At 70.3% G+C, this 26,222-nt stretch carries 24 protein-coding genes; 14 read left to right on the top strand and 10 right to left on the bottom strand.

Going from position 1 to position 26,222, the window contains the following annotated elements; genetic code table 11:
- Nucleotides 1-21 precede the first annotated feature (21 nt).
- Complete coding sequence (locus tag V5F53_RS15505) at nucleotides 22-1,725, top strand: acyl-CoA dehydrogenase family protein (RefSeq protein WP_393994965.1); 1,704 nt, start codon at nucleotides 22-24, stop codon at nucleotides 1,723-1,725.
- 366 nt (nucleotides 1,726-2,091) lie between these two features.
- Here the strand turns inward: V5F53_RS15505 and V5F53_RS15500 are convergent, their stop codons facing one another.
- Both V5F53_RS15500 and V5F53_RS15495 read right to left on the bottom strand, forming a co-directional pair.
- Nucleotides 2,092-2,517 (bottom strand): hypothetical protein, encoded by a 426-nt coding sequence (locus tag V5F53_RS15500; RefSeq protein ID WP_393994966.1) that lies wholly within the window; start codon nucleotides 2,515-2,517, stop codon nucleotides 2,092-2,094.
- Nucleotides 2,518-2,595: 78 nt separating this feature from the next.
- The gene (locus V5F53_RS15495) at nucleotides 2,596-2,934 is read right to left on the bottom strand and encodes a hypothetical protein (RefSeq protein WP_393994967.1); all 339 of its coding nucleotides are present in this window, start codon (nucleotides 2,932-2,934) and stop codon (nucleotides 2,596-2,598) included.
- Between the two features lie 172 nt (nucleotides 2,935-3,106).
- On the opposite strand from V5F53_RS15495, the gene V5F53_RS15490 reads away from it, so the two are divergent.
- The 3 genes from V5F53_RS15490 to V5F53_RS15480 all read left to right on the top strand — a co-directional run bounded on the left by V5F53_RS15490 (nucleotide 3,107) and on the right by V5F53_RS15480 (nucleotide 8,458).
- Complete coding sequence (locus V5F53_RS15490; RefSeq protein ID WP_393994968.1) at nucleotides 3,107-4,018, top strand: hypothetical protein; 912 nt, start codon at nucleotides 3,107-3,109, stop codon at nucleotides 4,016-4,018.
- A gap of 88 nt (nucleotides 4,019-4,106) precedes the next feature.
- Nucleotides 4,107-6,965 (top strand): phosphoenolpyruvate carboxylase, encoded by a 2,859-nt coding sequence (ppc, locus tag V5F53_RS15485; RefSeq protein WP_393994969.1) that lies wholly within the window; start codon nucleotides 4,107-4,109, stop codon nucleotides 6,963-6,965.
- Nucleotides 6,966-7,399: 434 nt separating this feature from the next.
- Nucleotides 7,400-8,458, top strand: a complete 1,059-nt coding sequence (locus V5F53_RS15480) for a cytochrome-c peroxidase (RefSeq protein WP_393994970.1) — start codon at nucleotides 7,400-7,402, stop codon at nucleotides 8,456-8,458.
- A 262-nt stretch (nucleotides 8,459-8,720) separates the two neighbouring features.
- Here the strand turns inward: V5F53_RS15480 and hpt are convergent, their stop codons facing one another.
- Nucleotides 8,721-9,257, bottom strand: coding sequence for a hypoxanthine phosphoribosyltransferase (gene hpt, locus V5F53_RS15475; RefSeq protein WP_393994971.1), 537 nt, complete (start codon nucleotides 9,255-9,257; stop codon nucleotides 8,721-8,723).
- A gap of 152 nt (nucleotides 9,258-9,409) precedes the next feature.
- Here hpt and ftsE point away from each other — a divergent pair, with 152 nt between their 5' ends.
- The 5 genes from ftsE (at nucleotide 9,410) to V5F53_RS15450 (ending at nucleotide 13,183) form a co-directional block, all read left to right on the top strand.
- Complete coding sequence (gene ftsE, locus V5F53_RS15470; RefSeq protein WP_393995405.1) at nucleotides 9,410-10,069, top strand: cell division ATP-binding protein FtsE; 660 nt, start codon at nucleotides 9,410-9,412, stop codon at nucleotides 10,067-10,069.
- Nucleotides 10,056-11,027: a cell division protein FtsX gene (locus tag V5F53_RS15465; RefSeq protein ID WP_393994972.1), complete on the top strand. Its 972-nt coding sequence runs from the start codon at nucleotides 10,056-10,058 to the stop codon at nucleotides 11,025-11,027. Before ftsE ends, V5F53_RS15465 begins: the two co-directional genes overlap by 14 nt.
- A gap of 71 nt (nucleotides 11,028-11,098) precedes the next feature.
- The gene (locus V5F53_RS15460) at nucleotides 11,099-11,890 is read left to right on the top strand and encodes a YdcF family protein (protein WP_393994973.1); all 792 of its coding nucleotides are present in this window, start codon (nucleotides 11,099-11,101) and stop codon (nucleotides 11,888-11,890) included.
- 31 nt (nucleotides 11,891-11,921) lie between these two features.
- Entirely contained in the window at nucleotides 11,922-12,728 is an 807-nt protein-coding gene (locus V5F53_RS15455; protein WP_393995406.1) for a lysophospholipid acyltransferase family protein, read from the top strand.
- Entirely contained in the window at nucleotides 12,725-13,183 is a 459-nt protein-coding gene (locus V5F53_RS15450; RefSeq protein ID WP_509212441.1) for a hypothetical protein, read from the top strand. Before V5F53_RS15455 ends, V5F53_RS15450 begins: the two co-directional genes overlap by 4 nt.
- Before the next feature lie 57 nt (nucleotides 13,184-13,240).
- Here the strand turns inward: V5F53_RS15450 and V5F53_RS15445 are convergent, their stop codons facing one another.
- Nucleotides 13,241-13,840 (bottom strand): gamma-glutamylcyclotransferase, encoded by a 600-nt coding sequence (locus V5F53_RS15445; RefSeq protein WP_393994975.1) that lies wholly within the window; start codon nucleotides 13,838-13,840, stop codon nucleotides 13,241-13,243.
- A gap of 141 nt (nucleotides 13,841-13,981) precedes the next feature.
- Here V5F53_RS15445 and V5F53_RS15440 point away from each other — a divergent pair, with 141 nt between their 5' ends.
- On the top strand, nucleotides 13,982-15,037 hold the full coding sequence (locus V5F53_RS15440; RefSeq protein WP_393994976.1) for a DUF2125 domain-containing protein: 1,056 nt from the start codon (nucleotides 13,982-13,984) through the stop codon (nucleotides 15,035-15,037).
- A 16-nt stretch (nucleotides 15,038-15,053) separates the two neighbouring features.
- Here the strand turns inward: V5F53_RS15440 and V5F53_RS15435 are convergent, their stop codons facing one another.
- Both V5F53_RS15435 and V5F53_RS15430 read right to left on the bottom strand, forming a co-directional pair.
- On the bottom strand, nucleotides 15,054-16,187 hold the full coding sequence (locus V5F53_RS15435; RefSeq protein ID WP_393994977.1) for an alpha-D-ribose 1-methylphosphonate 5-triphosphate diphosphatase: 1,134 nt from the start codon (nucleotides 16,185-16,187) through the stop codon (nucleotides 15,054-15,056).
- A 100-nt stretch (nucleotides 16,188-16,287) separates the two neighbouring features.
- The gene (locus V5F53_RS15430) at nucleotides 16,288-17,910 is read right to left on the bottom strand and encodes a hypothetical protein (protein WP_393994978.1); all 1,623 of its coding nucleotides are present in this window, start codon (nucleotides 17,908-17,910) and stop codon (nucleotides 16,288-16,290) included.
- 344 nt (nucleotides 17,911-18,254) lie between these two features.
- On the opposite strand from V5F53_RS15430, the gene argB reads away from it, so the two are divergent.
- Complete coding sequence (gene argB, locus V5F53_RS15425; protein WP_393994979.1) at nucleotides 18,255-19,160, top strand: acetylglutamate kinase; 906 nt, start codon at nucleotides 18,255-18,257, stop codon at nucleotides 19,158-19,160.
- Nucleotides 19,161-19,213: 53 nt separating this feature from the next.
- Here argB and V5F53_RS15420 read toward each other — a convergent pair whose 3' ends face one another.
- Complete coding sequence (locus V5F53_RS15420; protein WP_393994980.1) at nucleotides 19,214-19,735, bottom strand: GNAT family N-acetyltransferase; 522 nt, start codon at nucleotides 19,733-19,735, stop codon at nucleotides 19,214-19,216.
- A gap of 295 nt (nucleotides 19,736-20,030) precedes the next feature.
- The gene (locus V5F53_RS15415; RefSeq protein ID WP_393994981.1) at nucleotides 20,031-20,819 is read right to left on the bottom strand and encodes a Bax inhibitor-1/YccA family protein; all 789 of its coding nucleotides are present in this window, start codon (nucleotides 20,817-20,819) and stop codon (nucleotides 20,031-20,033) included.
- 421 nt (nucleotides 20,820-21,240) lie between these two features.
- Between V5F53_RS15415 and V5F53_RS15410 the strand changes: the two genes are divergently transcribed.
- Complete coding sequence (locus V5F53_RS15410) at nucleotides 21,241-21,942, top strand: hypothetical protein (RefSeq protein ID WP_393994982.1); 702 nt, start codon at nucleotides 21,241-21,243, stop codon at nucleotides 21,940-21,942.
- Here V5F53_RS15410 and V5F53_RS15405 read toward each other — a convergent pair.
- Nucleotides 21,930-22,850 (bottom strand): DMT family transporter, encoded by a 921-nt coding sequence (locus V5F53_RS15405; RefSeq protein WP_393994983.1) that lies wholly within the window; start codon nucleotides 22,848-22,850, stop codon nucleotides 21,930-21,932. The genes V5F53_RS15410 and V5F53_RS15405 overlap by 13 nt on opposite strands.
- A gap of 111 nt (nucleotides 22,851-22,961) precedes the next feature.
- Between V5F53_RS15405 and V5F53_RS15400 the strand changes: the two genes are divergently transcribed.
- Nucleotides 22,962-23,819: a LysR substrate-binding domain-containing protein gene (locus tag V5F53_RS15400; protein ID WP_393994984.1), complete on the top strand. Its 858-nt coding sequence runs from the start codon at nucleotides 22,962-22,964 to the stop codon at nucleotides 23,817-23,819.
- A 30-nt stretch (nucleotides 23,820-23,849) separates the two neighbouring features.
- On the opposite strand, the gene V5F53_RS15395 is transcribed toward V5F53_RS15400, so the two are convergent.
- Complete coding sequence (locus V5F53_RS15395; RefSeq protein WP_393994985.1) at nucleotides 23,850-24,791, bottom strand: glucokinase; 942 nt, start codon at nucleotides 24,789-24,791, stop codon at nucleotides 23,850-23,852.
- A gap of 541 nt (nucleotides 24,792-25,332) precedes the next feature.
- On the opposite strand from V5F53_RS15395, the gene V5F53_RS15390 reads away from it, so the two are divergent.
- On the top strand, nucleotides 25,333-26,058 hold the full coding sequence (locus tag V5F53_RS15390) for a Tim44/TimA family putative adaptor protein (RefSeq protein WP_393994986.1): 726 nt from the start codon (nucleotides 25,333-25,335) through the stop codon (nucleotides 26,056-26,058).
- Nucleotides 26,059-26,222: the final 164 nt, after the last annotated feature.

Here is a 26,222-nt window from a genome sequence, read left to right as displayed (position 1 = left end):
CACAAAGGGAGATCCTCGTCCATGTCCGCCAGCGCAGCCCTCCGTCCGGTCGATCAGAGCCCCATCGACGCGGTCGCCCTCGGTCGAGCCGCGACGGGGAGCCTCGAAAAGCTGCTGGCGGAAGCCACCTCCGCCGTGCGGGCCAAGGTGAGCGAGGGCGGGAAGATCTCATCCGCCCTGCTGGAGGGCGAGCAGCGGGCCGCCCACGGCCTCGCCTGGCTGGCCACCTATGTGTTCTCGGTGCGTGAACTGGTGCATTACGCCGACCGCCTCGCCGAGCAGGGCCGCTTCGGTGCCACCGAGAAGCTGATCGTGCAGATCGGCCTGGGCGAGTATGTGGCGCAGATCCTCGGCGGCATTCCCATGAGCCAGGGCGAGATCGTGCGCCTGGCCGACCTCTATGTTCCGGCGGCATCGATCCAGGCGCTGGCGGGCGACACCGCCCTCGCCACCCTCGCCGGGCAGGGCAACACCGCCGCCTCCCGCGCGGCGCTGGCCGACATCATCCGCGGCGCTCATCCCACCGGCACCATCGGCGAGGCGGGCCTCGACGAGACGCTGGAGGCCATGCGCACCGAGATGCATCGCTTCGTGGAGGCGGAGGTCGCCCCCCACGCCCACGAGTGGCATTTGAAGAACACCTATATTCCGCTGGACATCATCGCCAAGCTTTCGGAGCTGGGCGTGTTCGGCCTGACCATTCCCGAGGATTTCGGCGGCCTCGGCCTGCCCAAGGAGGCCATGTGCGTGGTCACCGAGGAGCTGTCGCGCGGTTATATCGGCGTCGGCTCGCTGGGCACCCGCTCCGAGATCGCGGCCGAGCTGATCCTGGCCGGCGGCACCGATGCCCAGAAGGCCCATTACCTGCCCAAGATCGCCGCCGGCGAAATCCTCCCCACGGCGGTGTTCACCGAGCCCAACACCGGCTCGGACCTCGCCTCCCTGCGCACCCGGGCGGTGAAGGAAGGGGAGGGGGACGAGGCGGTCTACAAGGTGTCCGGCAACAAGACCTGGATCACCCATCCGGTCCGCGCCGACGTGATGACGCTGCTGGTGCGCACCAACCCGGCCGAGCCCGGCTACAAGGGCCTGTCGATTCTCATGGCCGAGAAGCCGCGCGGATCGGATGAGAACCCGTTCCCGGCCGAGGGCATGACCGGCGGCGAGATCGAGGTGCTCGGCTATCGCGGCATGAAGGAATATGAGATCGGCTTCGACGGCTTCACCGTGCCGGCGGCCAATCTGCTCGGCGGCGTGGAGGGGCAGGGCTTCAAGCAGCTCATGACCACCTTCGAAAGCGCCCGCATCCAGACCGCCGCCCGCGCCGTGGGCGTGGCCCAGGCGGCGCTGGAGGTGGGCCTGAAATACGCCGAGGAGCGCATCCAGTTCGGCAAGCCGCTGATCGCCTTCCCCCGCGTCGCCGACAAGATCGTGATGATGGCGGTGGAGACCATGATCGCCCGCCAGATCACCTATTTCGCGGCCCGCGCCAAGGATGAGGGGCGGCGCACCGACCTGGAGGCCGGCATGGCCAAGCTGCTCGGCGCCCGCGTCGCCTGGGCGGCGGCGGACAATGCCCTGCAGATCCACGGCGGCAACGGCTTCGCGCTGGAATATCCGGTATCGCGTCTGCTGTGCGATGCGCGCATCCTCAACATCTTCGAGGGCGCGGCGGAGATCCAGGCCCAGGTCATCGCCCGCCGCCTGCTCGACGGCGGCAATTGACGCCACCGGCCCCGGTCTTCGACCGGGGCCGGGCGCATGCGCGGGCCCCGAGCCGGCCCGAGCCCGGCGCGGGGAGATGATCGCCCCTTCGCGCGACGGGCGTGGAGCGCGACGGGCGTGGAGCGGGGCGGGCGATCAGGACGGGGCGGCTGGAACGTTTTCAAGCGAATGGACTGCTGGTCCGCGTGAAGAAAAGGCGTCAGAACGATAAGCCGGAATATCTGCCGTGAGCCGGCGCGAATGCAGAACGCTCCAGGACCGGCGTGACGGTCCTGGAGCGTTCGTCGTGCGGGCAAGGCTGGTGATGCTGGGCCCGGCATTGTATCGGCGGGTCGGCGCGGCGGGCGCGGAGCCCGCGCGGCGGCGTCAGCGCAGCTTGGTCAGGCAGGAGCCGGCGGCCTCGGCGGCGGCGCGGGCGGCGCCCATGGGCACGGTGCCGTTGGTCACCAGGGCCTTGGTGGTGCTGGTCAGCAGCCCGCGCAGGTCGGACGTGGTGCCCGCCTGGGGCGCGGTGGCCGCGTAGATGGCCTGGCCATTGGCGTCCAGCCCGGCGGCGCACGCGTCGGCCGCGGCCTTATCGGCCCATGCGGGCGCGGAGATGGACACGGCCACGGTGCCAAGCATAGCGCAGGCGAGGGACAGCTTCTTCATGATGGGGAACTCCTGCAGGTCGGCGAGGGAGGGCGTGCCGTCGTCAGCCCCGGACGAAAGGCGGATGCCGAGGCGTTCGATGCGGTGCGCGCGCGCATATTCGGCTATGATCGAATCACGAGAATGACCCGGACTCTTCAAGTGACGCGTCCGCCGCCGCTGGCCGGCTCCCGACCCGCGCGCGCATCCGCGCCAGGATGGCGCCGATGGGCCCGGCGATCAGCGCACGCCGACCCGGTTGACCGGTCCACCCGCGTTGGCCGGGGCGACACCCGGGCCGGGCGCGACGCCGACGCCCGGCGCCCCGACACCCACGCCGGGGGTGACGCCCACGCCCGGAGCACCGGCGCCAGGCACGCAGCCGGCGGGATAGCCCGGCCGGGTGCAGTGGACGGCGGCCCGCGTGGCGGGGGCGGCCGGGCGCGCGACGCAGCCCTTGGGAACGCCGGCGGCCTTGCAATACACCACCGCCGCCGCGGGCGACGCGGCGAGGAGGGCGGCGCCGGCGGCGGCGGTCAATGTCGCGGCCATCACGGCGATCAGGGCAAAGCGGGACATGGCGTACCTCGGGGAAAGTCTGATGGGAGTATCGCTACGTCGACGGAAGGAGGGTCTCAATGCCGAAACTTGACCCTTTCTTCATGTCGTCGATGTTGCGGCAAGGCGCGGGGGTGGACGGGCACCGCGCCCGGGCCGGGGGCCGAGCTTTCGGGAGTTCAAGGTGAGTGGCGTGGACGATACGCGAATCGGGACGGGCGTGGCGCCCACATGGCTGAACGAGGCCGTGGGCGGCGCGGCTCTGGCGCGCCTCAAGTCGCATCCGGGCTTTCCCTCGGCCGTGGCGGCGAGCGCGGTCTCGCTGGTGGAGCTCTACAGCGGCAACCGCCTGCTCAACCGGGTGCTCAATGATCGCGGCCGCGTTCTGTTCGGCTTTTTCGCGCTGTACCTGGATGCGCTGCCGGAGGCCGAGGGCGGCGGGCTTACGGTGAGTCGCATGGCGGCGCTCGCGGCGGAGACGGGCGTGTGCAGCCGGGGGCGGGCCAAGGCCATGCTGGCGCTGATGCGATGGGGCGGATACCTGGCGCCCGCCGACACCGCCGACGACCGGCGCCTGAAGCCGCTGGTGCCCACGCCACGCATGGTTTCGCAGCAATGCCAGCGCTGGCAGGCGCAATATCGGGTGATCGCCATGCTCGATCCGCGGATAGCGCCGATGCCGGCCGCCCTCTGCGAGCGGGAGATGTTCGACGCCCTGGTCATCGCCTTGGCCACCGCGTTCCGCGCCGGCTACCGGGTGCTGGGCGGAATGCCGCGGCTGGCCGACATTGCCGACCGCGACAGCGGGCTGATGATTCTCATCGCCCTGCTCGTTGCCGAGGCGGAGGGCCGCGACATGCCCTCCATCGCCGAGCTGGCGCGGCGGTTCCATGTCTCGCGCGCCCATGTGCTGCAATTGCTGAAGGACGCGGAGGCCGGCGATCTGGTGGCGCGCGGCGAGGGCGGAGGCGCCGGCCAGCTCACCCCGGCCGGACACGCCGCGCTGGACGATTTCTTCGTCGCCTCCTTCGCCTTTCTCGCCGGCGCCGCCGGCGCGGCGCTGGAGCAGGTGGCGGCGCGGCGGGCCCGCGCCGCCACCGATTGAGGCCGCCCGCGGCGCTTGCGCCCTTCCACCCCCGCGCGATTTCCTGAACACTAGGGCGGGGCTCGAGGCAGGCAACGGGATGCGCGGCATGACGACGAGGGTAACGCTGGGGGATACGGGCACGCAGGCTTCGGGGGCGGATTTCACGGAGGGACCGGAGACGCTGGACGACCTGCCGCTCAAGGAGGAGATCCGGCTGCTCGGACGCATCCTCGGCGACACGGTGCGCGGGCAGGAGGGCGCGGAGGTGTTCGAGCTGGTGGAGCGCATCCGCCAGACCTCCATCCGCTTCCACCGCGCCGGCGACGAGGCCGCCCGCCAGGAGCTGGAGGACCTGCTGCCGGCCCTGTCGGCGGAGCGCGCGGTGGAGATCATCCGCGCCTTCTCCTATTTCTCCCACCTCGCCAACATCGCCGAGGACCAGCACCACATCCGTCGCGGCCGCGCCGAGGAGATCGCCGGGGCGCCGCCAGCGGCGGGCAGCCTCGCGCGCTCCTTCGGTCTCGCGCGGGAGAGGAAGCTGGACGCCGCCGCGCTGCTCGCCTTCTTCACCGGCGCGCACATCAGCCCGGTGCTCACCGCGCACCCCACCGAGGTGCGGCGCAAAAGCACCCTGAACCGGGAGATGGAGATCGCCACCCTGCTCGACCGGCGCGAGCGCATGGTCCTGACACCGCAGGAGCGGGAGGCGGAGGACGAGGCGCTGCGCCGCGCGGTGCTCACCTTGTGGCAGACGGCGCTGCTGCGGCGCATCAAGCTCACCGTCCTGGACGAGGTCACCAACGGCCTGTCCTATTACGACTACACCTTCCTGGAGCAGCTTCCGCGCCTGTACTGCGCCATCGAGGACCAGCTCGCCCGCGAGGCCGGCGCGGACGAGGCGGGCGGCGGCGCGGCGGACATCAACCTGCCCTCGTTCCTGCGCATGGGCAGCTGGATCGGCGGCGACCGCGACGGCAACCCGTTCGTCACCGCCGAGGTGCTGGAGGAGACGGTCCGCCTTCATCGCGACCGCATCTTCGCCCATTACGAGCAGGAGCTGACGGCGCTCGGCTCGGAGCTGTCCCTGGCGGGGCGGCTGGTGGTGGTGTCGCCGGAGCTGGCGGCCCTGGCCGCATGCTCGGCCGATCCGGTGCTCAGCCACCGGGAAGAGCCCTACCGGCTGGTGCTGGCTCACATCCTGGCCCGGCTCCTGGCCACCCGTGACCATCTGCGCGGCGCCGCGCCGAACGGCGCGCCCTATGCCACCGCCGAGGCGTTGCGGGCCGACCTGGACGTGATCCACCGCTCCTTGTGCGCGAACGGCTCGCGGATCCTGGCGCGGGGCCGGCTGCGGCTGCTGCGGCGGGCGGTGGACTGCTTCGGCTTCCACCTCGCCTGCGTGGATCTGCGGCAGAATTCCGAGGTGCACGAGCGCACCGTCGCCGAGCTGTTCGAAAAGGTGGCCCCCGGCACCGGCTACGCCGCCCTCGGCGAGGATGCGCGGGTGGCGCTGCTGGTGAAGGAACTGTCCACGGCGCGCCTGCTGTCCTCCCCGTTCGTGGCTTATACGGACGAGACCCGCTCCGAGCTTGCCATCTTCCGCGCGGCGGCGGCGGCACACCGGGCGCTGGGGCCCCTGGTCATCCCCAATTCCATCATCTCCAAGGCCGAGAGCGTCTCCGACCTGCTGGAAGTGGCATTGCTGCTGAAGGAGGTGGGGCTTGTTACCGCCGACGGCGGCAGCGCCGTGAACATCATCCCGCTGTTCGAGACCATCGGCGACCTGAAGGCGTGCGGGGCGGTGATGGCCCGTGCCCTGGCGCTGCCGGTCTATGCCCGCCTGGTGGCCAGCCGGGGCGGCGAGCAGGAGGTGATGCTGGGCTATTCCGACAGCAACAAGGATGGCGGCTTCGTCACCTCGGGCTGGGAGCTGTACAAGGCGGAGATCGGCCTCATCGACGTGTTCCGCGCCCGCGGCGTGCGGCTGCGGCTGTTCCACGGCCGCGGCGGCTCGGTGGGGCGCGGGGGCGGGCCGAGCTATGACGCCATCCTGGCCCAGCCGGGCGGGGCGGTGAATGGACAGATCCGCATCACCGAGCAGGGCGAGATCATCTCTTCCAAGTATTCGCAGCCGGACGTCGGCCGCCGCAACCTGGAGATCCTGGTCGCGGCGACGCTGGAGGCCTCCCTGCTGCAACCCCAGGAGAACGCGCCGCGCCCGGAATTCCTGAGCGCGATGGAGGAGATTTCCGACGAGGCGTTCCGCGCCTATCGCCATCTGGTCTATGAGACGGAGGGCTTCGAGGACTATTTCTGGTCATCGACGGTGATTTCCGAGATCGCCACCTTGAACATCGGCTCGCGCCCGGCCTCGCGGGCGAAGACGCGCGCCATCACCGCTCTGCGCGCCATTCCCTGGGTGTTCTCCTGGGCCCAGTGCCGGCTGATGCTGCCCGGCTGGTACGGCTTCGGCACCGCGGTGGAGGCCTTCACCGCGCGCCGCACCGACTATGGGGCGACGTTTCTCCAGGCCATGTACCGGGAATGGCCGTTCTTCCGCACCCAGCTTTCCAACATGGACATGGTGCTGGCCAAGAGCTCGCTGGCTGTGGCCTCGCGCTATGCCGAGCTGGTGCCCGACGCGCGCCTGCGCGAGGCGATCTTCGGCCGCATCCAAGCCGAGCACGCGCTCACTGTGAAGCACCTCAACGCCATCATGGGGCAGGTGCGGCTGCTGGAGGGCAACCCCGCCCTCGACCGCTCCATCCGGGCGCGCTTTCCCTATCTCGATCCTCTCAATCACCTGCAGATCGAGTTCCTGAAGCTGCATCGCCGGCAAGGAGCGGGGGGATCGGCAGTTGGATCGGCGGCGGGCGCGGGGGACGGCCCGGCGCGGGAAAATGTGCTGCACGGCATCCAGCTTTCCATCAACGGCATCTCGGCGGGCCTGCGCAACTCGGGCTGAGGGCCCGCCCGGAACAGCCGGAGGAGCAGATCCGCGAGAGTCGTCCGGCGCCGGGTCCATGGAGCATCCGGCCCGATGCCGGGAGCCCGGCCGGCGCCCGTGTGCCGACCGGCCTTGGGCTGTTGCCGGGTGACCGCAGACGATGTTCAAGCCCGCGCTCAACCTGATAGCGATGCCCAAGTCCTTCTATGGAAACTCACCCAGCGATAGATAAAATATTCGATAATTCTCCATTGTCGGGAGCTGGCGCTCTGACTGCGCGCGCCAGAATTCGCTTTTCCCGGCTGATCCGCCATTTCATGTCAAATCTGCGAAGGGCGCGGCGAGGGGCGCCGGGTGCAAGCATTCGTCGCAGTCTGGAATTGATCTAAGTCAAGCCTTTTGCGAACGCTTCTCGCTAGCTTCAGTTCCACGACGATGCGGGAGGGGCGATGATGAGGCGGATGTTCCTGGCCGGCGTTATGGCCGTGTTCGCGGCCGGCGCCATGGCCGGTCCGGCGATGGCGGCCGACGATCTGCGCAAGCAGGCGCTGGAGGTGTTCAAACCCTTGCCCTCCACGATTCCGGCGGTGAAGGGCAACACGATCACTCCGCCGAAGATCGATCTCGGCAAGCAGCTCTTCTTCGAGCCGCGCCTGTCGGCGTCGGGCGTGTTCAGCTGCTATTCCTGCCATAACCTGGCGACCGGCGGCGACGACAATCTGGAGACGTCCATTGGCCACGGCTGGCAGCGCGGGCCCCGCAATGCCCCCACCGTGTTCAACTCGGTGCTGAACGAGGCGCAGTTCTGGGACGGTCGCGCGGAAGACCTGAAGGCCCAGGCGAAAGGGCCCATCCAGGCCAGCGTCGAGATGGCCAACACCCCGGACAACGTGGTGAAGACGCTGAAGAGCATGCCGCCCTACGTGGTGGCGTTCCAGTCCGCCTTCCCGGGCGAGACCGATCCGGTGACCTTCGACAACATGGCGAAGGCGATCGAGGCCTACGAGGCGACCCTCATCACGCCCGCGCCATTCGACGCCTGGCTGAACGGCGATGACGACGCCCTCACCGCCGACCAGAAGAAGGGCCTCGCTTTGTTCATGGACAAGGGCTGCGCCACCTGCCACTCGGGCGTGAACGTGGGCGGCCACGGCTACTACCCGTTCGGCGTGGTGGAGAAGCCCGGCGCCGACATCCTGCCGCCCACGGACAAGGGGCGCTTCACGGTCACCAAGACCGCCGACGACGAATATGTCTATCGCGCCGCGCCGCTGCGCAACGTGGCGGTGACCCGGCCCTATTTCCACTCCGGCAAAGTGTGGGACCTGGGGCAGGCGGTGGCCATCATGGGCAATTCCCAGCTCGGCGAGGAATTGAAGGACGGGGATGTGAAGCTGATCGTGGCCTTCCTCGGCTCGCTCACGGGCAAGGTGCCGGAGGTGACGGTTCCGGTGCTGCCGGCCGAAACCGCCGCCACGCCCCATCCCACCGCCGACGTGGTCAAGCCCTGAGCCAGGGGGCGCGGCGCAAGACTCTGTGACCTGGCGTTCAGGGGCGGGGGCCCATGCCGGTCAGGGCGCGAGGACGTCCGCGAGCGATCGCGGGCGTCCTCGATGGTTTCCGGGGGGGAGGGCGTTGGACGGTGCCACGCGGGCTGTACGTGCCGGTCGCGCCGGTTCCGCGTGCCGTGGCGATGGCATCGGGTTCCCCCGTCGCGCGGGCTGGCCGGGTCCAAGCCCGCGCGGCATCGACCGCCGCGCTCAGGCGGGCGGCCTATTCAAGGCCGGTGATGCGGCCGATGTAGGGAAGCTGGCGGAAGGCGTGCGCCACATCCATGCCGTAGCCCACCACGAACACGTCCGGGCAGGTGAAGCCCACGAAATCCGGGTGGAGATGCACCGCCCGCTTGCCCGGCTTTTCCAGCAGCACGCACACCAGCACCCGACGGGCGCCGCGCGCCATCAGCAGATCCTTGGCGAAGGCGAGGGTGCGCCCCGATTCGAGAATGTCGTCGATGAGCAGGACGTCGCGGCCGCTCACGTCGCTGCGCACGTCCGAGAGAATGTCCACCTGCCCCGACGAGACCGTGGCTTCCCGGTAGGAGGACAGGCGCATGAACTCCACCTCCGGCGTCAGGCCCGAGGCCGACAGGGCGCGCAGGAGATCGGCGGAGAACATGAAGGCGCCGTTCATCACCACCACGGCGATCGGGTTGAGCGGCTGCGCCGCCACGATCTCGCTCGCCAGGGCGCTGTTGCGGGCGGCGATGCGGTTCTCGTCGAACAGGATGGCGATATTCGGCAGGGGCATGGGTCCTCGCTCACAGGACGCCGAGCATGGACCGGATGGCGGCGGGCGTCCAGAGCGCCGCGGCGGTGCGGCGGTGCGTGCTGGCGGGCCGGCGCGCTTCGTTTATGTTGAAGGATCAATGCCACGGACGATTCGGGGGAAGGGTGGAACATCTGGTCCGCTTCGAGAATGTCGGTCTGAGATATGGAATGGGGCCGGAAGTGCTGAAGGACGTGTCCTTCGGCATCGCGCCCAATTCGTTCCAGTTCCTCACCGGCCCCTCGGGCGCCGGCAAGACCACCTTGATGCGGCTCCTGTTCCTGCAACTGAAGCCGACGCGCGGGCTCATCACCCTGTTCGGCCGCGACGTCTCCTCGCTCGACCCGGATGAGGTGGCGGTGCTGCGGCGGCGCATCGGCATCGTGTTCCAGGACTTCCGCCTGCTCGACCACCTCACCACCTATGAGAACGTGGCGCTGCCGCTGCGCGTGCTCGGCAAGGAGGAGGCGAGCTATCGCGCTGAGGTCACCGAGCTGTTGAGCTGGGTGGGCCTGGGCGATCGCATGGACGTGCTGCCCCCGGTGCTCTCGGGCGGCGAGAAGCAGCGCGCCGCCATCGCTCGCGCCCTCATCGGCCGGCCCGAATTCCTGCTGGCGGACGAGCCCACCGGCAATGTGGACCCCACCCTGGCGCGCCGCCTGCTGCGCCTGTTCATCGAGCTCAACCGCACCGGAACGTCCGTTCTGCTGGCCACCCACGACATCGCGCTCATGGACCAGTATGATGCCCGGCGCCTCGTGATCGCGGACGGTCGCCTCTATGTCTACGACTGAACCCGCCCCCCTCGCCCCCAAGGCGGCCGCCGCGGCGGCGGAAGAGGCCGCCCGGCCGGCCCGGGCGCGGGCCCAGACCTCCATCGTGCCCGGCGCCACCATCGCCGGGCGCACTTTGGTGGCGGTGGTGGCCATCATGACCTTCCTGGCTTCGCTCACCATCGGCGTGGCGCTGGCGGTGCGCACCACGGCGAGCCAGTGGCGCGCCGACGTGACGCGCGAGGTGACCATCCAGATCCGCGCCGGCGAGCGCCAGGCCACCGACGCCCAGGTGCAGCTGGCGGCCGACATCGCCCGCTCCACCCCCGGCATCGCCGAGGCGCACATCCTGTCCACCGACGAGACCGCCCGGCTGCTGGAGCCGTGGCTGGGGTCGGGGCTCGACCTGGGCGACCTGCCGGTGCCGCGGGTGGTGGTCTTGAAGCTCGACGGCGGCACGCCGGTGGATTTCGGCAAGCTCCGCCGCACCCTCAGCGACCGCATTCCCACCGCCACCCTGGACGATCACCGCATCTGGTCCAACCGCCTCAGCACCATGGCCGAGGGGGTGATGATCACCGGCGCCGGGCTGCTGGTGCTGGTGGGGCTGGCGACGGTGCTGTCGGTGGTGTTCGCCACCCGCGCGGCGGTGGCCACCAATCGCGCGGTGGTGGAGGTGCTGCATTTCGTCGGCGCCCGCGACGGCTTCATCGCCATCCAGTTCCAGCGGCATTTCCTGAAGATCGGGGCCCAGGGCGGGCTGCTCGGCGGCGGCGCCGCGGCGGCGGTGTTCGGCGCCATCGTCGCCCTGCCGCGGTTCGCACTGGTGGGCGACCCGGAGGCACCCTCCATCCTGGTCTGGCTCAATCCGGGCATCGCCGGCTTCGTCGGCATCGCCGCGGCGGTGGCGGTGGTCGCCTTCGCCACCGCCTTCACGTCGCGGGTCACCGTTTACCGAACCTTGAGGACGATCCAGTGAAATCCTCGGCCATTCCGGGCCGTGGCGCGGCGTCCTCGGCGCCGCCGCATTCGGCACGCAAGGTTGGCGCCATGAGGACCACGATCGACGTTTCGCCAGTGCTGCCGCGCTCCGCCGCCCGGCCGTCCGGCCGGGAGCGGCAGGCGGAGGCGGCCGGGCGGGCGGATGGCGCCGGCGCGCCGCAGCCGGTCGCGGCGCCGAAGCCGCCGGGGCGCCGGCGGCTGTGGCTGCGGCTCGCCAAGGGCGTGGTGCTGCTGGCGGGCGCCGGCGGCCTCGCGGTGCTGGCCGGCTTCCTGGCGTTCCTCACCCAGATCGCCGCCCGCGAGCCGGTGCAGGTGCGCTCGGCCGACGCCATCGTGGTGCTGACGGGCGGCGCCTCGCGCATCGCCGACGCGGTGAGCCTGCTGTCGGAGGGTCGGGGCCGGCGGCTGCTCATCACCGGTGTCAATCCCATCACCTCGCCGGGTGAGCTCGGCCGCATGCTGCCGTCCGGGGAGGCGCTGATCTCCTGTTGCGTGGACCTCGGCCACAAGGCCCTGAACACCCGGGGCAACGCCATCGAGGCGGCGGAGTGGACGCGCAGCCAGAATTTCCGCTCGCTGGTGGTGGTCACCTCCGCCTGGCACATGCCTCGGGCGCTGGTGGAGCTGAACCGGTCGCTGCCGGACGTGGAGCTGGTGGCCTATCCGGTGGTCACCTCGCGCATGGAGGCCGAGCGCTGGTGGCGCGATCCGGCCACCGTGAGGCTGCTGTTCAAGGAATATTTGAAGTACATGATGGCGAAGGCGCAGATCCGGCCGGTCCAGGCGGTGGCCGAGGCGCCGCGTCCGCTCGCTCCCGCCGAGGCGCGCGCCGCACCGTGAGATCCTCGGCGGGTGGGAGCTTTCCAAGGTGGTGACGGCGCTGCGCTCGTTCCTGTTCCAGGTCGCCTTCTACGCGACCACCACGCTCTTTCTGTTCGCCTTCCTGCCGCTGCTGCTGCTGTCGCGCCGCGCCACCTGGCGCTATGCGGTGCTGACCTGGGCCAAGACCGTCGGCGTGCTGCTGCGCGTGATCTGCGGCACGCGGGTGCAGTTCGCCGGGCGCCAGAACATTCCCGACGGTCCGCTGCTGATCGCCGCCAAGCACCAGTCCGCCTGGGAGACCGTGGCCCTGCTGCCGCTGTTCGCCGATCCCGCCTTCATCCTGAAGCGCGAGCTCACCTTCATTCCGCTGCTCGGCTGGTATCTCGCCAAGGCGAAGATGATCCCGGTGGACCGGGGGGGCGGCATGTCGGCGCTCAAGGCCATCACCCGCCGCGCCCGCGTCGAGGTGGAGACCGGCCGCCAGATCCTGATCTTCCCGGAGGGCACCCGCCGGCCGCCCGGGGCGCCGCCGGACTACAAGTTCGGGGTGGCCCACCTCTATGGGGCGCTCGGCGTGCCCTGCCTGCCGGTGGCGCTCAACTCCGGCCTCTATTGGCCGCGCCGCGCCTTCATCAAGCGTGCCGGCACCATCCGGGTGGAGATCCTGCCGCCGATCCCGCCCGGCCTCGGCCGGGCCGCCTTCATGGCGCGGCTTGAGGCGGACATCGAGGCCGCCAGCGACCGCCTGCTCGACGAGGGGCTGCGCGAGCTGGGCGACCGGGCGCCTGAGGGGCTCGCCGGACGCCCTGGAGGCGGGGCGTCATCCCCGTTGTCCACCTCTGTGGAAAACTCTTGATCGGGAATCTGGGTCGTTCTAGTTTCGTTCCTATGAACGCGACTGATTCGCTCCTCATTCCCTTGACCGATGCCGGCTGCCTCAGCGGCCTGAAGCATGGCGCGCTCGGCTCGCGCTACCGCTTCTGGCGCGACAGAGACGGCATGCGGCATGTGTTTTCAGTGTATGCCGCCGATGCGGCGCCGGAATATCCGGACGCTGTGGCCATCGTCGCGCGCCGCACGCCGGCCGGTTCCATCGCCATGTGGGTGGGGCGGAGCGGAGAGGAGGCCCGCCGCATGGCGGAGCGGCTGGACGCCGAGGAAATCCACATCCATGTCCTCGGCGAGGCGCCCGCGCCGTCCTTGCTGCGGCTGCTGGGGGAGCCGGTGCCGGTGGCGCGTTCGATGGAGGTCCGCTGCCGCCTGCCTGCGGCGCGTCCGGTCGCCGCCAACGCCAACCGTCATGCGGCCTGACGCGCGGGCCTGACGCACCGGGGCCGTTCGGTCGCGCGCGGCGCGGGTTTCGTGTCGTCAGGCGGGGTCGAAGCTGCCCTTGGCGTGCGGTGTGGCATGGTCATGCCGCAGGTGATGGGCGATCCAGGCGAGCCCGGGATCGGCGATGCCCAGGTCCTCCAAGGCGCCAGCCGTGGCGAGGACATAGTCCGAATTCGCCCCCGACTTGCCGTGGGAGCGCCGAACCAGCTGCAGTTGTTCGTCGCGGCTGAGGGCTCCGGCGTATTGGGCGTGCGCGCGATTGACCAGGTAAGCCACCGCCGGCGCAGTGCGCCGCGAGCCGTCGAGAAGCTGGACCCGCCGCACGCATTCCCGATAGACGCCGGAAATCTGTTCCCGCTCGGTGAGATAGGCATGGGTCTCGGCCCAGAGTTCCGGCGCGACCCGATAGGCGATGCCGCGGCAGGAGCCTCCGGTTTCCAGCCCCAGCACCAGCCCGGGGGCCTGCGGCGTGCCGCGATGATGAAACGAATAGACGCACAGCGCCCGATGCGCCCCGATCAGCCGCGCCTCGCAGCGCTCGGCGTGGACAAAGCCGGGGTTCCACATCAGCGAGCCATAGGCGAAAACCCAGTGCCCCGCGGATGGGTCGTGGTGAGCCTCCTGATGTTCGGTCATGATCGACGCAGACGCCCCGGGCGTTGACAGATATGCTTCGCCGTCGCCTAACAGCGCCGGCCGCCGGCCGCAAGCGGGCCGGTCCCGATTCGCCCGCACCCGGCCCGTGCCCAGGGAACACGCCCAGGGAAAAGGACGCGCATGAGCCCCACCGACACTCCCTCCAAGCGCATGAGATCGTGGTTCGTGATCGGACCCCTGGCGGCGCTGGTTCTGCTGGCGGTGGCTTGGAGCGGCGTGTGGGTTTACGCCGCCAACCGCGCCGAACACGAGATCGACGCGTGGGTCGACCGCGAGGCGAAGCTCGGCCGGGTCTGGAACTGCGGGGAACGGCGGCTGGCGGGCTTTCCCTTCCGTTTCGAGCTGGTGTGCACCGACGCCACCCTGGAGACGCGCGGCGGCGATCCGGTCCGCATCACCGCGGTGGCGGCCCATGCGGTGGCGCAGATCTGGGCGCCGAACCATATCGTGGCGGAGTTCGTGCCCCCGGCGCGGGTGGAGGATCGCGCCAGCGGCCGCGCCTACGCCGCCACCTGGTCGCAGCTGCAGATAAGTGGGGTGGGCGACCTGAGCGGCCAGCCCCAGCGCTTCTCCCTGGCGATTCGCGACCCCCGCCTGGAGGAGCCCGCCGACCCCTCGGGCCGGGCGCTGCTGCTGGCGCGGCTGCTTGAGTTTCATGTTCGCCGGGTGCCGGGACCCTCGGGCCCCGATGGCCTCGAATACGCCGCCGGCCTCACCGGCGGCGAAAGCGCCGTCTTGACCGAGGCCGGCAGCCCGGGCCCGGTGGACCTGACCCTTCAGGGCCTCGTCACCGCGGCGGCGGACCTGCGGCCCATGCCGTTGGCGCAGCGGCTGAAGGCGTGGGCGGCAGCCGGCGGCGTGGCGCGGCTCGACCGCTTCGCGGTGACCACCCCACAGGTGGTGGCCGCGGCCAAGGGGGAATTGTCGCTCGATATCGGCGGACGCCTCAACGGCAACCTGGACCTCGGCTTCTCCGGCCTCAACGATCTGGTGAAGCAGCTCGACCGGGCCGGCCTGGTGCCCGGCGAGCTGGCGCCGATCATCGGCGCCCTGGCCATGGTGGGCAAGCCGGCGACAGTGGAGGGGCGCAAGGGCGTGACCTTCGCCCTGGGCTTCAAGGCGGGAACGCTGCGGCTCGGTGGCTTTCCGGTGGGAATGGTGCCGCCGGCGTTCTGAGCGATCGCCCGTGCGGTCAGTACACCCGGTTGCCGGCCACCAGCACCTGGCGCACCACCGGCGTATCGCCGACGATGCGGAACCGGGTCACATCCGCCCGCAGCCCGGGGGCGAGCCGGCCGCGATCCTTAAGCCCGGCGATCCGGGCGGGAGCGCGGGTGACGAGGGCGAGCGCGCCGGGCAGGTCCATGCCCTGCCTCAGGTGCAGGCGGACGGCGGCTTGCAGCAGGCTCGCGGGCACATAGTCGGACGCCAGGGCGTCGAGCAGGCCGGCGGCCGCCAGCTCCTTCATGGCCACCCCGTTGGAGTGGGAGCCGCCGCGCACCACATTCGGAGCGCCGCCGATGGTGGCGAGGCCCGCGTCGCGGGCGGCCCGGGCGGCCACCAGGGTGGTGGGGAACTCGCTGACCGAGCAGCCGGCGTGGCGGGCGATGTCCACATGCTCGGGCGTGGTGTCGTCATGGCTGGCGCGCACGATGTCCCGCTCGCGCAGCAACGCGGCGAGCGGGGTGAAATTGGCCGCCACCGCCGCACGGCCACGGGCGGCGCGGGAGGCGATTTCCTCCTCGGCCTCGTCTGCCGCCTTGCCGATGCCGAGCAGGAAGGCGCGCAGGCTGTCCACGTTGCGCCATTGCCGGGCGCCGGGCGTGTGGTCCATGAGCGAGGCGAGGCCCACCTTCGGCCGGGCCAGGGCCGGGGTGGCCAGCGCCATCAGGTCGGGGTCGGTCATCTCGCAGCGCAGGTGAATGCGGTGATCGGCGCGGAACAGGGCGGCGCCGTCCTCCACTGCGTCCAGCATCAGCGTGAACAGCGTGCGCCGCTCCGCCTTGGCCTGGTCGAACCCGCCGGCGCAGATGGCGTCGAACACGGTGGTGATGCCGCTGGCCACCACCTGCCCGTCGTGGGCCAGGGCCGCGGCCCGGGCGTCCGGCCAGAACACCTTGGGACGCGGCACGAAATGGCCTTCCATCGCGTCGGTGTGCAGGTCGATCAGGCCGGGGCTCAGGTAATCGCCCTCGCAGTCCACCGCGCCGGGAAGGCTGGAGCGGCCGTCATCGACGGCGGCGATGACGCCGTCGCGCAGCACCAGCGTTCCCTCGATGAGCGTGTCGTCGAGGATCAGGCGGGCATGGGTGAGGACGGATTCCATCGGGGCTCCGGATGAGGTCGGGGGCGCGGGCCAGGGCGGGGAAGGCCCCGCCCTGACAGAAAACCGTGACTGTCGCGTGACAGGGGCCCGCGCCCGGGCGTCAGCCGCGTGGCGCCGCGGCCGGGGGCGTCGCCGGCGCGGGCGGGATGACCTTGTAGAGCTGGAAGCGCTCGCCCTCGAACACCAGCTTCAGCCGGTCGGGATCGGGATCAGGCGCGCCGCGCTCGGTGAACAGCACGTAGACATAATCGAAGTTCTGCGGCCACAGGTCCCAATAGCGCGGCCCGTCGGGGGTGGTGTCCTCCTCCGTGAGCAGCAATTGCTCGATCTGCGGCGGCGAGCCGTCTTCGGTGTCCACATGGTCGCGATAGGGGGCGTTCACGCGCAGGATCTGCTTGCCTTTCACCGTGAAGGCGGTGGTGACCAGTGACGAGCGCTCGATCATGGCGAGGCAGGCGGCATGCACCAGGCCGAGGTCGCGGGGGTCGTTGCCGCCCTGGGTGTCCGCATAGGCCACCAGCACCCGGGAGCCCCGATGGATGAGGGAGACGGACTTCTGGAAATTGGCGGTCCAGTGGGTCAGCCGGGTCCAGACCAGCTGCACCTCGCCCACCCGCACCGCGACCAGGACGATGAGCACCGCCATGAAGCCGCGCTGGGCGAGGCGATGGCGCAGGTCCACCTGCAGGGTGGCGAGCACCATGAAGGCGATGGCGATGGGCAGGCGCTGGTCCGCCATGTAGGTGGCGAACACCACGCGCGGCATGGCGAGATACACGGCGCCGGCCACCAGCAGCAGCGGCAGCAGCAGCGGATGGGTGCGCAGCAGCCGATGCTGGACCGCCCACGCGGCGGCCAGCACCACCACCGCCGTGAGCACGAAGGCGACGATGTCGTAATAGACGTTGATGATGAACTCGACGCCCTGGAGCTTGCCTTGCGGCTCCCAGGTGTTCTGCCCCGACAGGCCCCAGGTGGGGCTGGCGACGAGCAGCGGCAGGATCACGACGAACGGCAGACCGGAGGCGACGAAGTCCAGCAGGCGCTGCGGCAGCGGCGTGTCGCGGCGCTGGAACAGGCGCGCCAGCTCGAACGACAGCAGCCCGACGCCGTACACGCCCGCGGCGAACAGGTGGCAGAAGAACAGCGCCACCACGAACGCGGTGGAGACCATGAAGCGCAGCGGCCAGGGCCTGTCGCGCAGCAGGCTCCAGAAGGCCAGGGCGAACAGGGCGAGGCCGATGCCGAAGTAATAATTCATCACGCCGATGAGGAAGATGCTGTTGTACAGCAGCGGGAAGGCCAGCAGCGGAATGGCCGACCAGCTTCCGAACAGGGCGCGATGCAGGGTCAGGGTGCCGGCCGTGATGAGCGCGAAGCACATCAGGGTGTAGATCTCGCCGGCCAGATAAATGTTGGTCACGCGGTCGATGACCGGGACGATCAGGTCCATCATCAGGTTGGGCAGCACCGACCAGTCCAGCGCGTAGAAGCGCGCCAGGTCCTTGTCGCCGGGCAGGGCGGCGATGACATGCATGCGCGCCAGGTGGTTCACATAGTCCGACAGCGGCGGAATGGGATGGGTGAGGATCGGGATCGACACCAGGGCCAGGCACACCACGAACAGGAGCCCGATGAGGCGCGGGGAGAGGTCGTGCGGACGCCGGGGCGGCAGGCGGGAGGGCGTGGGCGGGTGCGGCTGGGCGGACAACTGGGCGGACATGGGTGAGCTCTGCCTGGGTATGCCGCCGGAAAGCGCGCATGCTTGGGTTGAGGGGCGGGGTGGTGTCGGCGGCGATCGATGGGCGTTGCGGCGGGCCGGCCTGGCGGAGCGCGACGGGCCGCCCGGCAGGCGCTCTTCGCACTCTGAATGTGGTCAGCCGGAGGCCCCTACTCATCACGTTTTCGCGAGCCGAGGAATGCCCGAATGGTCGGATGTCAACAGCGGCGCCACCCTTCCCCCCCGGCGGCGAACCGGCTATGAGGGCGCCGGTCCGGGAGTGCCCCTTCAGCGCCGGTTGGGCGCGCCGGGCGCGCCTCCGGCCGCCCCGCTTGAGCGAGATCCCCATGACCGAGCCCGTCCCTTCTTCCGTCGCGGAAGCGCAGCTGCAAGCCGAAGTGCTGGCGAAGGCGCTGCCGCACATGCAGCGCTACGATGACGCCATCGTGGTGGTGAAATACGGTGGCCACGCCATGGGCGACGAGGATCTGGCGCGCCATTTCGCCCGCGACATTGTGCTGCTCGAACAGGCCGGGGTGAACCCGGTGGTGGTGCACGGTGGCGGGCCGCAGATCGGCGCCATGCTGCAGAAGCTCGGCATCAAGTCCGAGTTCGCGGCGGGCCTGCGGGTGACCGACAAGGCCACGGTCGAGATCGTCGAGATGGTGCTCGCCGGCTCCATCAACAAGCAGATCGTGGGCTTCATCAACGAGGCCGGCGGCAAGGCCATCGGCCTGTGCGGCAAGGACGGCAACATGGTGCGCGCCAAGAAGGCGACCCGCACCATCGTCGATCCCGACAGCAACCTTCCCCACGCCGTGGACCTCGGCTTCGTGGGCGAGCCGGACACCGTGGACACCATGGTGCTCGACCAGATCCTGGGTCGCGACCTCATTCCGGTGCTGGCGCCGGTGGCGGCGGCGCTGGATGGCGGCACCTACAACGTGAACGCCGACACCTTCGCCGGCGCCATCGCCGGCGCGCTGGGCGCCAAGCGCCTGCTGATGCTCACCGACGTGCCGGGCGTGCTCGACAAGAACAAGGTGCTGATCCCTCGTCTCACCATCGCCGAAGCGCATGCGCTGATCGCCGACGGCACCATTTCCGGCGGCATGATCCCCAAGGTGGAAACCTGCATCTATGCCCTGGAAAAGGGCGTGGAGGGCGTGGTCATCGTCGACGGGAAGGTGCCCCACGCGGTGCTGGTGGAACTGCTCACCGACCACGGCGCCGGCACCCTCATCACCCGCTGAACACAGGTGGCGGCAGGGGCGGAGCCGAATCCACCCCTGCCGCGCGGGCCGTTTCAGCGGCTCGGCAGCTCGGTGGCGCCGGGGCCGAGGGCGCGTTGCATCAGCACGGTGTCGATCCAGCGCCCGAACTTGAAGCCGGTGGCCGGCAGGATGCCGATGGGCGCGAAGCCGCAGGCGCGGTGCAGGGCGATGGAGCCGGTGTTGCCGCTATCGCCGATCACCGCCACCATCTGCCGGAAGCCGCGCGCCTCGCATTCGGTGATGAGCGCTTCCAGCAGGGCCTTGCCGATGCCGCGGCCGTGCAGGGTGTCATCCACATAGATGGAATTCTCCACCGTGTGCTGATAGGCGACGCGCGGCCGGAAGGCGCTGACATAGGCGTAGCCCACCACCCGGCCGTCCTCTTCCTTCACCAGAAATGGATAGCCGGCCGCGACGATGGCCTGCTGGCGTCGGGCGATCTCGTCCGGTCCGGGCGGGTCGAGCTCGAAGGAGGCGGTGCCGGCGAGCACGGCGGCATCGTAGATGGCGGCAATGGCGGGACTGTCTTCGGGGGTCGCGGCGCGGATCGGCATGGCCTGGAGTTCCACAAAGCTGCAATGAACGCCGAGGGCGGCGAGGCCACCGCCGCGGGCGCGGTGTCCGCGGCGGTGGCATCTCGTCCCCGTGCGCCCGCCCGCCGGGTCGTGGGGGGACCTGAGGCAAGGCTGGGCGCACGTCCCTCTTAGGCCGTCGCCGACGGCGACGAAAGCGGTAAGAAGGTGCATGGCACGCCGGTGGCGGGCCCGGAACTGGCCCGGCGTGGCGCGCCAATGAAAAACCCCGGCTTGCGCCGGGGTTTTCGTTCGATCCGTCGGTGGAGGGGCCGCGTCAGTTGCTGTTGCGGTTCCCGAACAGCTGGAGCAGCATCATGAACAGGTTGATGAAGTCCAGGTAGAGGGTGAGCGCGCCCATGATGGCCTTCTTGCCCATCACCGCCGTGTCGTCGCCGGCGAAATACATCTCCTTGATGCGCTGGGTGTCGTAGGCGGTGAGGCCGGCGAACACCAGGACGCCCACCACGGAGACGATGAACTGCAGCATCGACGAGCCGAGGAAGATGTTCACCAGCGAGGCGATGATGATGCCGAACAGGCCCATCATCAGGAAGGTGCCCATGCCGGAGAGGTCCTTCTGCGTAGTGTAGCCGTAAAGGCTCAGCGCACCGAAGGAAGCCGCGGTGATGAAGAACACCCGGACGATGCTCTCATGGGTGTAGACGAGGAAGATGGTGGCGAGCGACACGCCCACCAGGCCGGCATACACCCAGAAGGTGATCTGCGCGGCGGAGACGCTCATGCGCTCCACGCGGAAGCTCAGGAAAAACACGGCGGCCAGCGGCGCCAGCATCACCACCCACTTCAGCGGGCTCACGAACAGCGCATAGCCGACCTGCGTCAGCATGATGCCGCCGCGCACCTGGCCCACTGCCTGGCTCGGGTCGGTGGTGACCGACAGCAGATAGATGCCGAGCGCGGCCGCGCCGGTAATGGCGAGGCCGAGCGTCATGTAATTGTACACGCTGAGCATGTACGAACGGAGACCCTGGTCGATCGCGGCCTGCGAGCGTGCCACCGACGGGTTCCAACGCCCGGCGACGTTGCGATCATAATCGGACATCGTCGTTCCCCTTCAAGAAACTCTGGAATCCATGCGCCCCAGATGGACCCATGGTTCGTGCGTCAATATGGTGGTTTCCGCATAGGGCGGCAAGACGAGCGCAGATGAAAATTACGCAAGGTCACTTAAGGTCACGTGTGGCCCGGAGACTTATTTCATATGGCGCGGCCTGCCACCTGCGCTATGGTTGCGTTGGGTCAGGGCAACCGCGATGGGGCGCGCGCGCAGCAGAAGATTTTCGGCGAGGGAGCGGGATCTGCGGGCCCCGCACCGAGAACCCGACGGTCCGCAGCTGCAATTTAAAGTTGCGTGTGGAATTTTTGCATATCTTGGTCTGGGCCTGGCGCCGCTGGCGACTGTCGGGCTCGCCCCACGTCCCGCGCGCGCGGGGGCCTGGACGCAGCCTGCGGGCGGCGGGCAGGTGATCGCGCAGGCGACCATGGCCGCCGCCGCGTCGGAGTTCGGGCCCTCGTCCCAGCTCTACGACAGCCGCCCGTATGAGAAGGTGGAAGTCACCTTGGTGTTCGAATACGGCCTCACCGACTGGCTGACGGTGATCGCGGCCCCGCAGTATCTCGCGGTGTCCCTCGGCGATCCCGACCCGGCGTCCTATTCCGGTCCCGGCTATACCGACGCCGGCGCTCGCCTCCGCCTGTGGAGCCAGGAGACGGCCGTGGTCTCGGTCCAGGCGGTGGGGCGGTTTCCCGGCACCGGCGGGTCGCAGAGCGCGGCGGCGGTGGGCTATGAGGACCCGGAGCTGGACCTGCGTCTGCTCGCCGGCTTCTCGTTCAGCCTGTGGGGCCGCCCCGCCTATCTCGACGCGCAGCTGGCGCAGCGCCTGCGGTTCGGCGATCCGCCCGACGAACTGCGTTTCGACCTGACCCTGGGCGTGCGCCTGGCGGAACGGTGGCAGGGGCTGGTCCAGTCGTTCAACGTGGTGTCGGAAGGGGCCGGGGAGGGACCCTATTTCGATGTGTCGTATGAATATTACAAGCTCCAGCTTGGCATCGGCTTCGACTGGAGCGCGGCGATGACGTTGCAGGCGGCGGTGGTGAGCACCTGGTTCGCCCGCAACGCGCCGCAGGAGAACGGCCTGGTGCTGAGCGCGCTTTACCGTTTCTGAGCGGCGGGGCCGGCGGTGACCAGCCGGATGCCGAGGGCGATGGGGATGATGCCCAGCAGGTCGAGGGGCGGCACCGTCTCGCCCAGCAGCAGCCAGCCGTAGAGCAGGCCGAGCGGCGGCATCAGGAAGTGGAGGGCGCTGGCGCGGGTGGCGCTGGAGCGGTTGAGGATGAACAGCCACAGGCTGAACGCCGCCACCGAGGCACCCAGGGTGAGGTAAAGGAACGCGCCCACCAGCGACGGCGTGACATGAATGCGCGCGGGGTCTTCCAGGGCCAGGGCGATGGGCGTCAGCACCAGGCCGCCGGCGAGCGCCTGGACGCCGCTGCCGAGCATCAAGGTGCCGGGCGGCAGGCGGGCGCGCTTGTAGGCGAGGGTGCCGGCGGTGAGGGCGAGCAGCGCCGCGAGCACGAACAGCGTGCCCGTCGGGTCCTCGTGCCCGCCGCCGATGCGCGAGCGCAGCACGATGGCGACCCCGGCGAAGCCGAGCAGGAGGCCCACGAGCTTCTTGCCGGTCAGCCGTTCGCCGAGCAGCGGCGCGGCCGCCAGAGCGGTGAGAAGGGGGGTGGCGCTGACCACCACCGCCGTGAAGCCCGACGAGACGGTGGTCATGCCCCAATAGGAAAAGCCGAGGTAGGCGGCGTTGTTGAGCACGCCGATGCCAGCGAACAGCGCAAGGGCGCGCCAGCCCACATTGGCGAGGGCGCCCATGACGGCGCAGCCGCCAAGCAGCAGTCCGCCGGCCAGCAGGAACCGCGCCGACAGCAGCAGCAGCGGCGGGCAGTCGGCCAATGCCATCTTGGCCGCCGCGAATGCCGAGCTCCAGATCAGGCAGAACAGGACGATCAGCACCAGGGTGCCGTCGAAGGCGAGGCTCGGAGCCAGGGAGGGGAACTGGGGCTTGGTCATGGTTCGCTCACGGGTCGGTCCTGTTCTTTCGCACGGTGGAGAGGGATTGAGAAATTCGATGTTTTGATGCCATGTAGTGGAAATCTGAATGGATGGGGGCGCGGGTGGACGATGTTCGACCTCGATCTTCTTAAGGCCTTCGTGAGCGTGGTGGATGCCGGTGGGTTCACCCGGGCCGGCGAGCGGGTGCATCGCACCCAGTCCACGGTGAGCCAGCAGGTCCGCCGCCTGGAGGAGCAGGCGGGCCATGACCTGCTGGTGCGCGGCGCGCGCGGGGTGGCCCTCACGGCGGAGGGGGAGCGGCTTATCGGCTATGCTCGCCGCATTCTCGCCCTGAGCGCGGAGGCCCGGGCGGCGCTCAAAGTGGGCGCGGCGGGGGTGGTGCGTTTCGGCATTCCCGAGGATTTCGCGGTGGCGGCCTTGACCGGCCTGGTGGCCGATTTCGCCCGGCGCCATCCCTCCGCGCGCCTGTCGGTGCGCTGCGCTCTGAGCTGCGAACTGGCGGCCGACCTCGCCCGCGGCGACCTGGACCTGGCGCTGCTGAAGCGGGAGGGCGGCGGCGCCCCGGTGCGCGCGGCCTGGCCGGAGCGGCTGGTATGGGTGGCGGGGCCCGGCGAGGTTCCGCTCGACCCGGTTCCGCTGGTGGCCTTTCCGCAGGGATGCCTCTACCGCAACCGCGCGGTGCATGCGCTGGAGCGGGCGGGGCGCGACTGGCGCATCGCCTATGAGAGCCCGAACCTGCTCGGCATCGAGGCGGCCCTGGCCGGCGGCCTGGGCGTGGCGCTGCTGGAGCGGCGGGCGGTGGGGCCGGGGCATCGCGTGCTGGACGGCGCCGAGGGGTTGCCGGCCATCGCGCCGACCGAGCTTGCCCTGTGCCTGTCGGACCGGCCCGGCGCCGCCGCCGAGGCCCTGGCGGAGGCGGTGGTCGCGTTCTGCGACCACGAGGCGGGGGTGGGCCGCGCCGCCTGAGGCGGGCGGCGCCTTTGGGGGGCGTGGCTCTCAGCCCTGCGGCAACAGCCGGCGGCCGATCTGGGCGGCGCCGATGAGGCCCGGCGCGGCGTGGGTGATCACCTGCACCGGCACCTGGGCGAGGTGCTCGCGGAACGGGGGGTGGTCCTCGAACGCGGCGCGGAACGGGCTCTCCGTGAACAGCGGGGCCAGCGCCCGGCCGATGCCGCCGGCCACATAGACGCCGCCGAGCGCCTCGAACGCCAGGGCGAGGTCGCCGAGCACCCGGCCGAGCACCCGCAGGAACACGGCGCAGCTCTCCTTTTCGCTCGGCTGGCCGTTGGTCGCGGCCTTGATGATGGCGTGGGAGGAAAGCTGCTCGCCGGTCAGGGTGCGGTGCAGGCGCGTCAGCCCGCCGCCGGACAGCACATGCTCCACCGAGACCGGGCCGCGATCGCGCACCATGTGGGCGACGATGCGGGCCTCGTCGGTGGTGACGGCGCCGAGCCGCATATGCCCGGCCTCGCTCGGCAGCACCTCGAAGCCGCCGTCGCGCGGCAGGATGAGGGCGGTGCCGAAGCCGGTGCCGGGCCCGCAGACCAGCCGCGGCCGCCCGGCCACCGCGCGGCCGACCCCGACGCCCAGCAGGTCGTCGCGGCCGAGCTGCGGCACGGCATGGGCAACGGCGACGAAGTCGTTGAGCACCTCCAGCCGCGCGACGCCCAGGGTGGCGGCGAGCGCCGCGCGGGAGAACTGCCACGCGCGGTTGGTGAGGCGGACCTCGTCGCCCTCGACCGGGCCGGCCACCGCCAGCACCGCCACGTTCGGCGCCGCCCCGGGGACGGCGGCCAGATAGGCGGCGATGAGCTCCGGCAGGGAGGCATAGGAATCATTGGCTTCCAGGCGCACGTCGAAGGGGGCGCCGTCGATGCCGCAGCGGGCGATCCGGGTGGTGGTGCCACCGACATCCGCAATCAGGAGCGTGGGGGCCATGGGCGATCCGGCATGATGAACGGGCCTGCGATAGTGTGCGCTTTCGCGCGCAGTAGGCGCCAGCCCGGCTGAAGAAACCGTGTCCGTCGCCTGTTCTCCCGGCGCGCCGGCTGCGGCGCCGTGGCGCGCCACGGGCCTCGGCGCCGCCGAGCCTCCGGGATTTGCGTCGAGGCGGGCCGTCCGCGCAAGCCGGAAATCCGCCGTCCGGGTCTCGCTGGCGCCGCGGCCGGGGTCCTGCGGCGTATCCCCGCCTGGACACGGTCTCTTTTCCGCCTTCAATCTCCGGGAGAAGAGGCAGGGTGCGTGCTGCCGCCGGTGGCAACCGGGGCCAGTGCGAGGTGGCGCGCCGGCGCCGGCTGCCGTAAGGTGCAGCGGATTATGTGCGAGACGCGCCCGGAAGGACTGGCGGGAGCGGGCGAGGGGCGTACATAAAGCAGCGAGGCCCGGTCCGCGATGCGGCGACATCCGGCGGCGGGGCTCATACGAGGCAAACGAGGCGTGGTGGCGGTGGCCACGGCGCCGCAAGGCATGGCGAAGCGCAGTGCTCGATATCTACACGATCATCTTTCTGGCCCTGGCCGTGTTCATCTTCGTGCGGCTGCGCAGCGTGCTGGGCCAGCGCACGGGGCGCGAGCGTCCGCCATACGATCCCTATTCCCGCGACACCGCCCGCCCGCCCCAGCCGGCGGCGGACAACGTGGTGTCATTGCCGGAGCGCAACACCGCGAGCCCCGGCGCACCCCAGCCACCGGCCGAGGCCGACGACGGCGAGGCGCCGAAATATCGCTGGGAGGGCGTCGCCCCCGAGGGCAGCGCCGTGGCGGCGGCCCTGGACGAGGTGGCGCGGCTGGAGCCGGATTTCGACGCCAAGCATTTCCTGTCCGGCGCCAAGGCCGCCTATGAGATGATCGTCACCGCCTTCGCCAACGGCGACCGGCGGGCCCTGAAGGATCTCCTCTCGAAGGAGGTCTACGATAATTTCGCCGCCGCCATCACTGACCGCGAAAGCCGGGGCGAGACCATGGAATCCCGCTTCGTGGCCATCTCCCGCGCCGATCTGGAGCAGGCGGTGGTGCAGGCGGCCACGGCGCAGCTTACGGTTCGCTTCGTCTCGCAGCTGATCTCGGCCACCCGCGGGCGGGACGGCAGCGTGGTGGACGGCAGCGCCGACACCGTGGTGGACGTGACCGACGTGTGGACTTTCGCCCGTGAGCTCGGCACCCGCAATCCAAACTGGAAGCTCGTCGCGACCGAAGCGGCGCAGTGAGGCGGCGGTGGCGGAACCTGGGACTGAAGACGAGGGCGCGCCCGGCCGGCGGCGTCGGAGGCGGGTGACAGCGCCGACGATTGGGTGGTGCTCCGGTGCCGTAGACGCGAGCGCGGCGGACCGCCCGCGCTCGTCCCTCCCTCGCGCAGCCGGTCCGCGAGGCG

It is taken from the genome of Xanthobacter cornucopiae, assembly GCF_043195065.2.
Classification (GTDB): domain Bacteria; phylum Pseudomonadota; class Alphaproteobacteria; order Rhizobiales; family Xanthobacteraceae; genus Xanthobacter.
The sequence above is the reverse complement of the archived record's forward strand: the minus strand, read 5'-3'. Positions and strand labels throughout refer to the sequence as shown.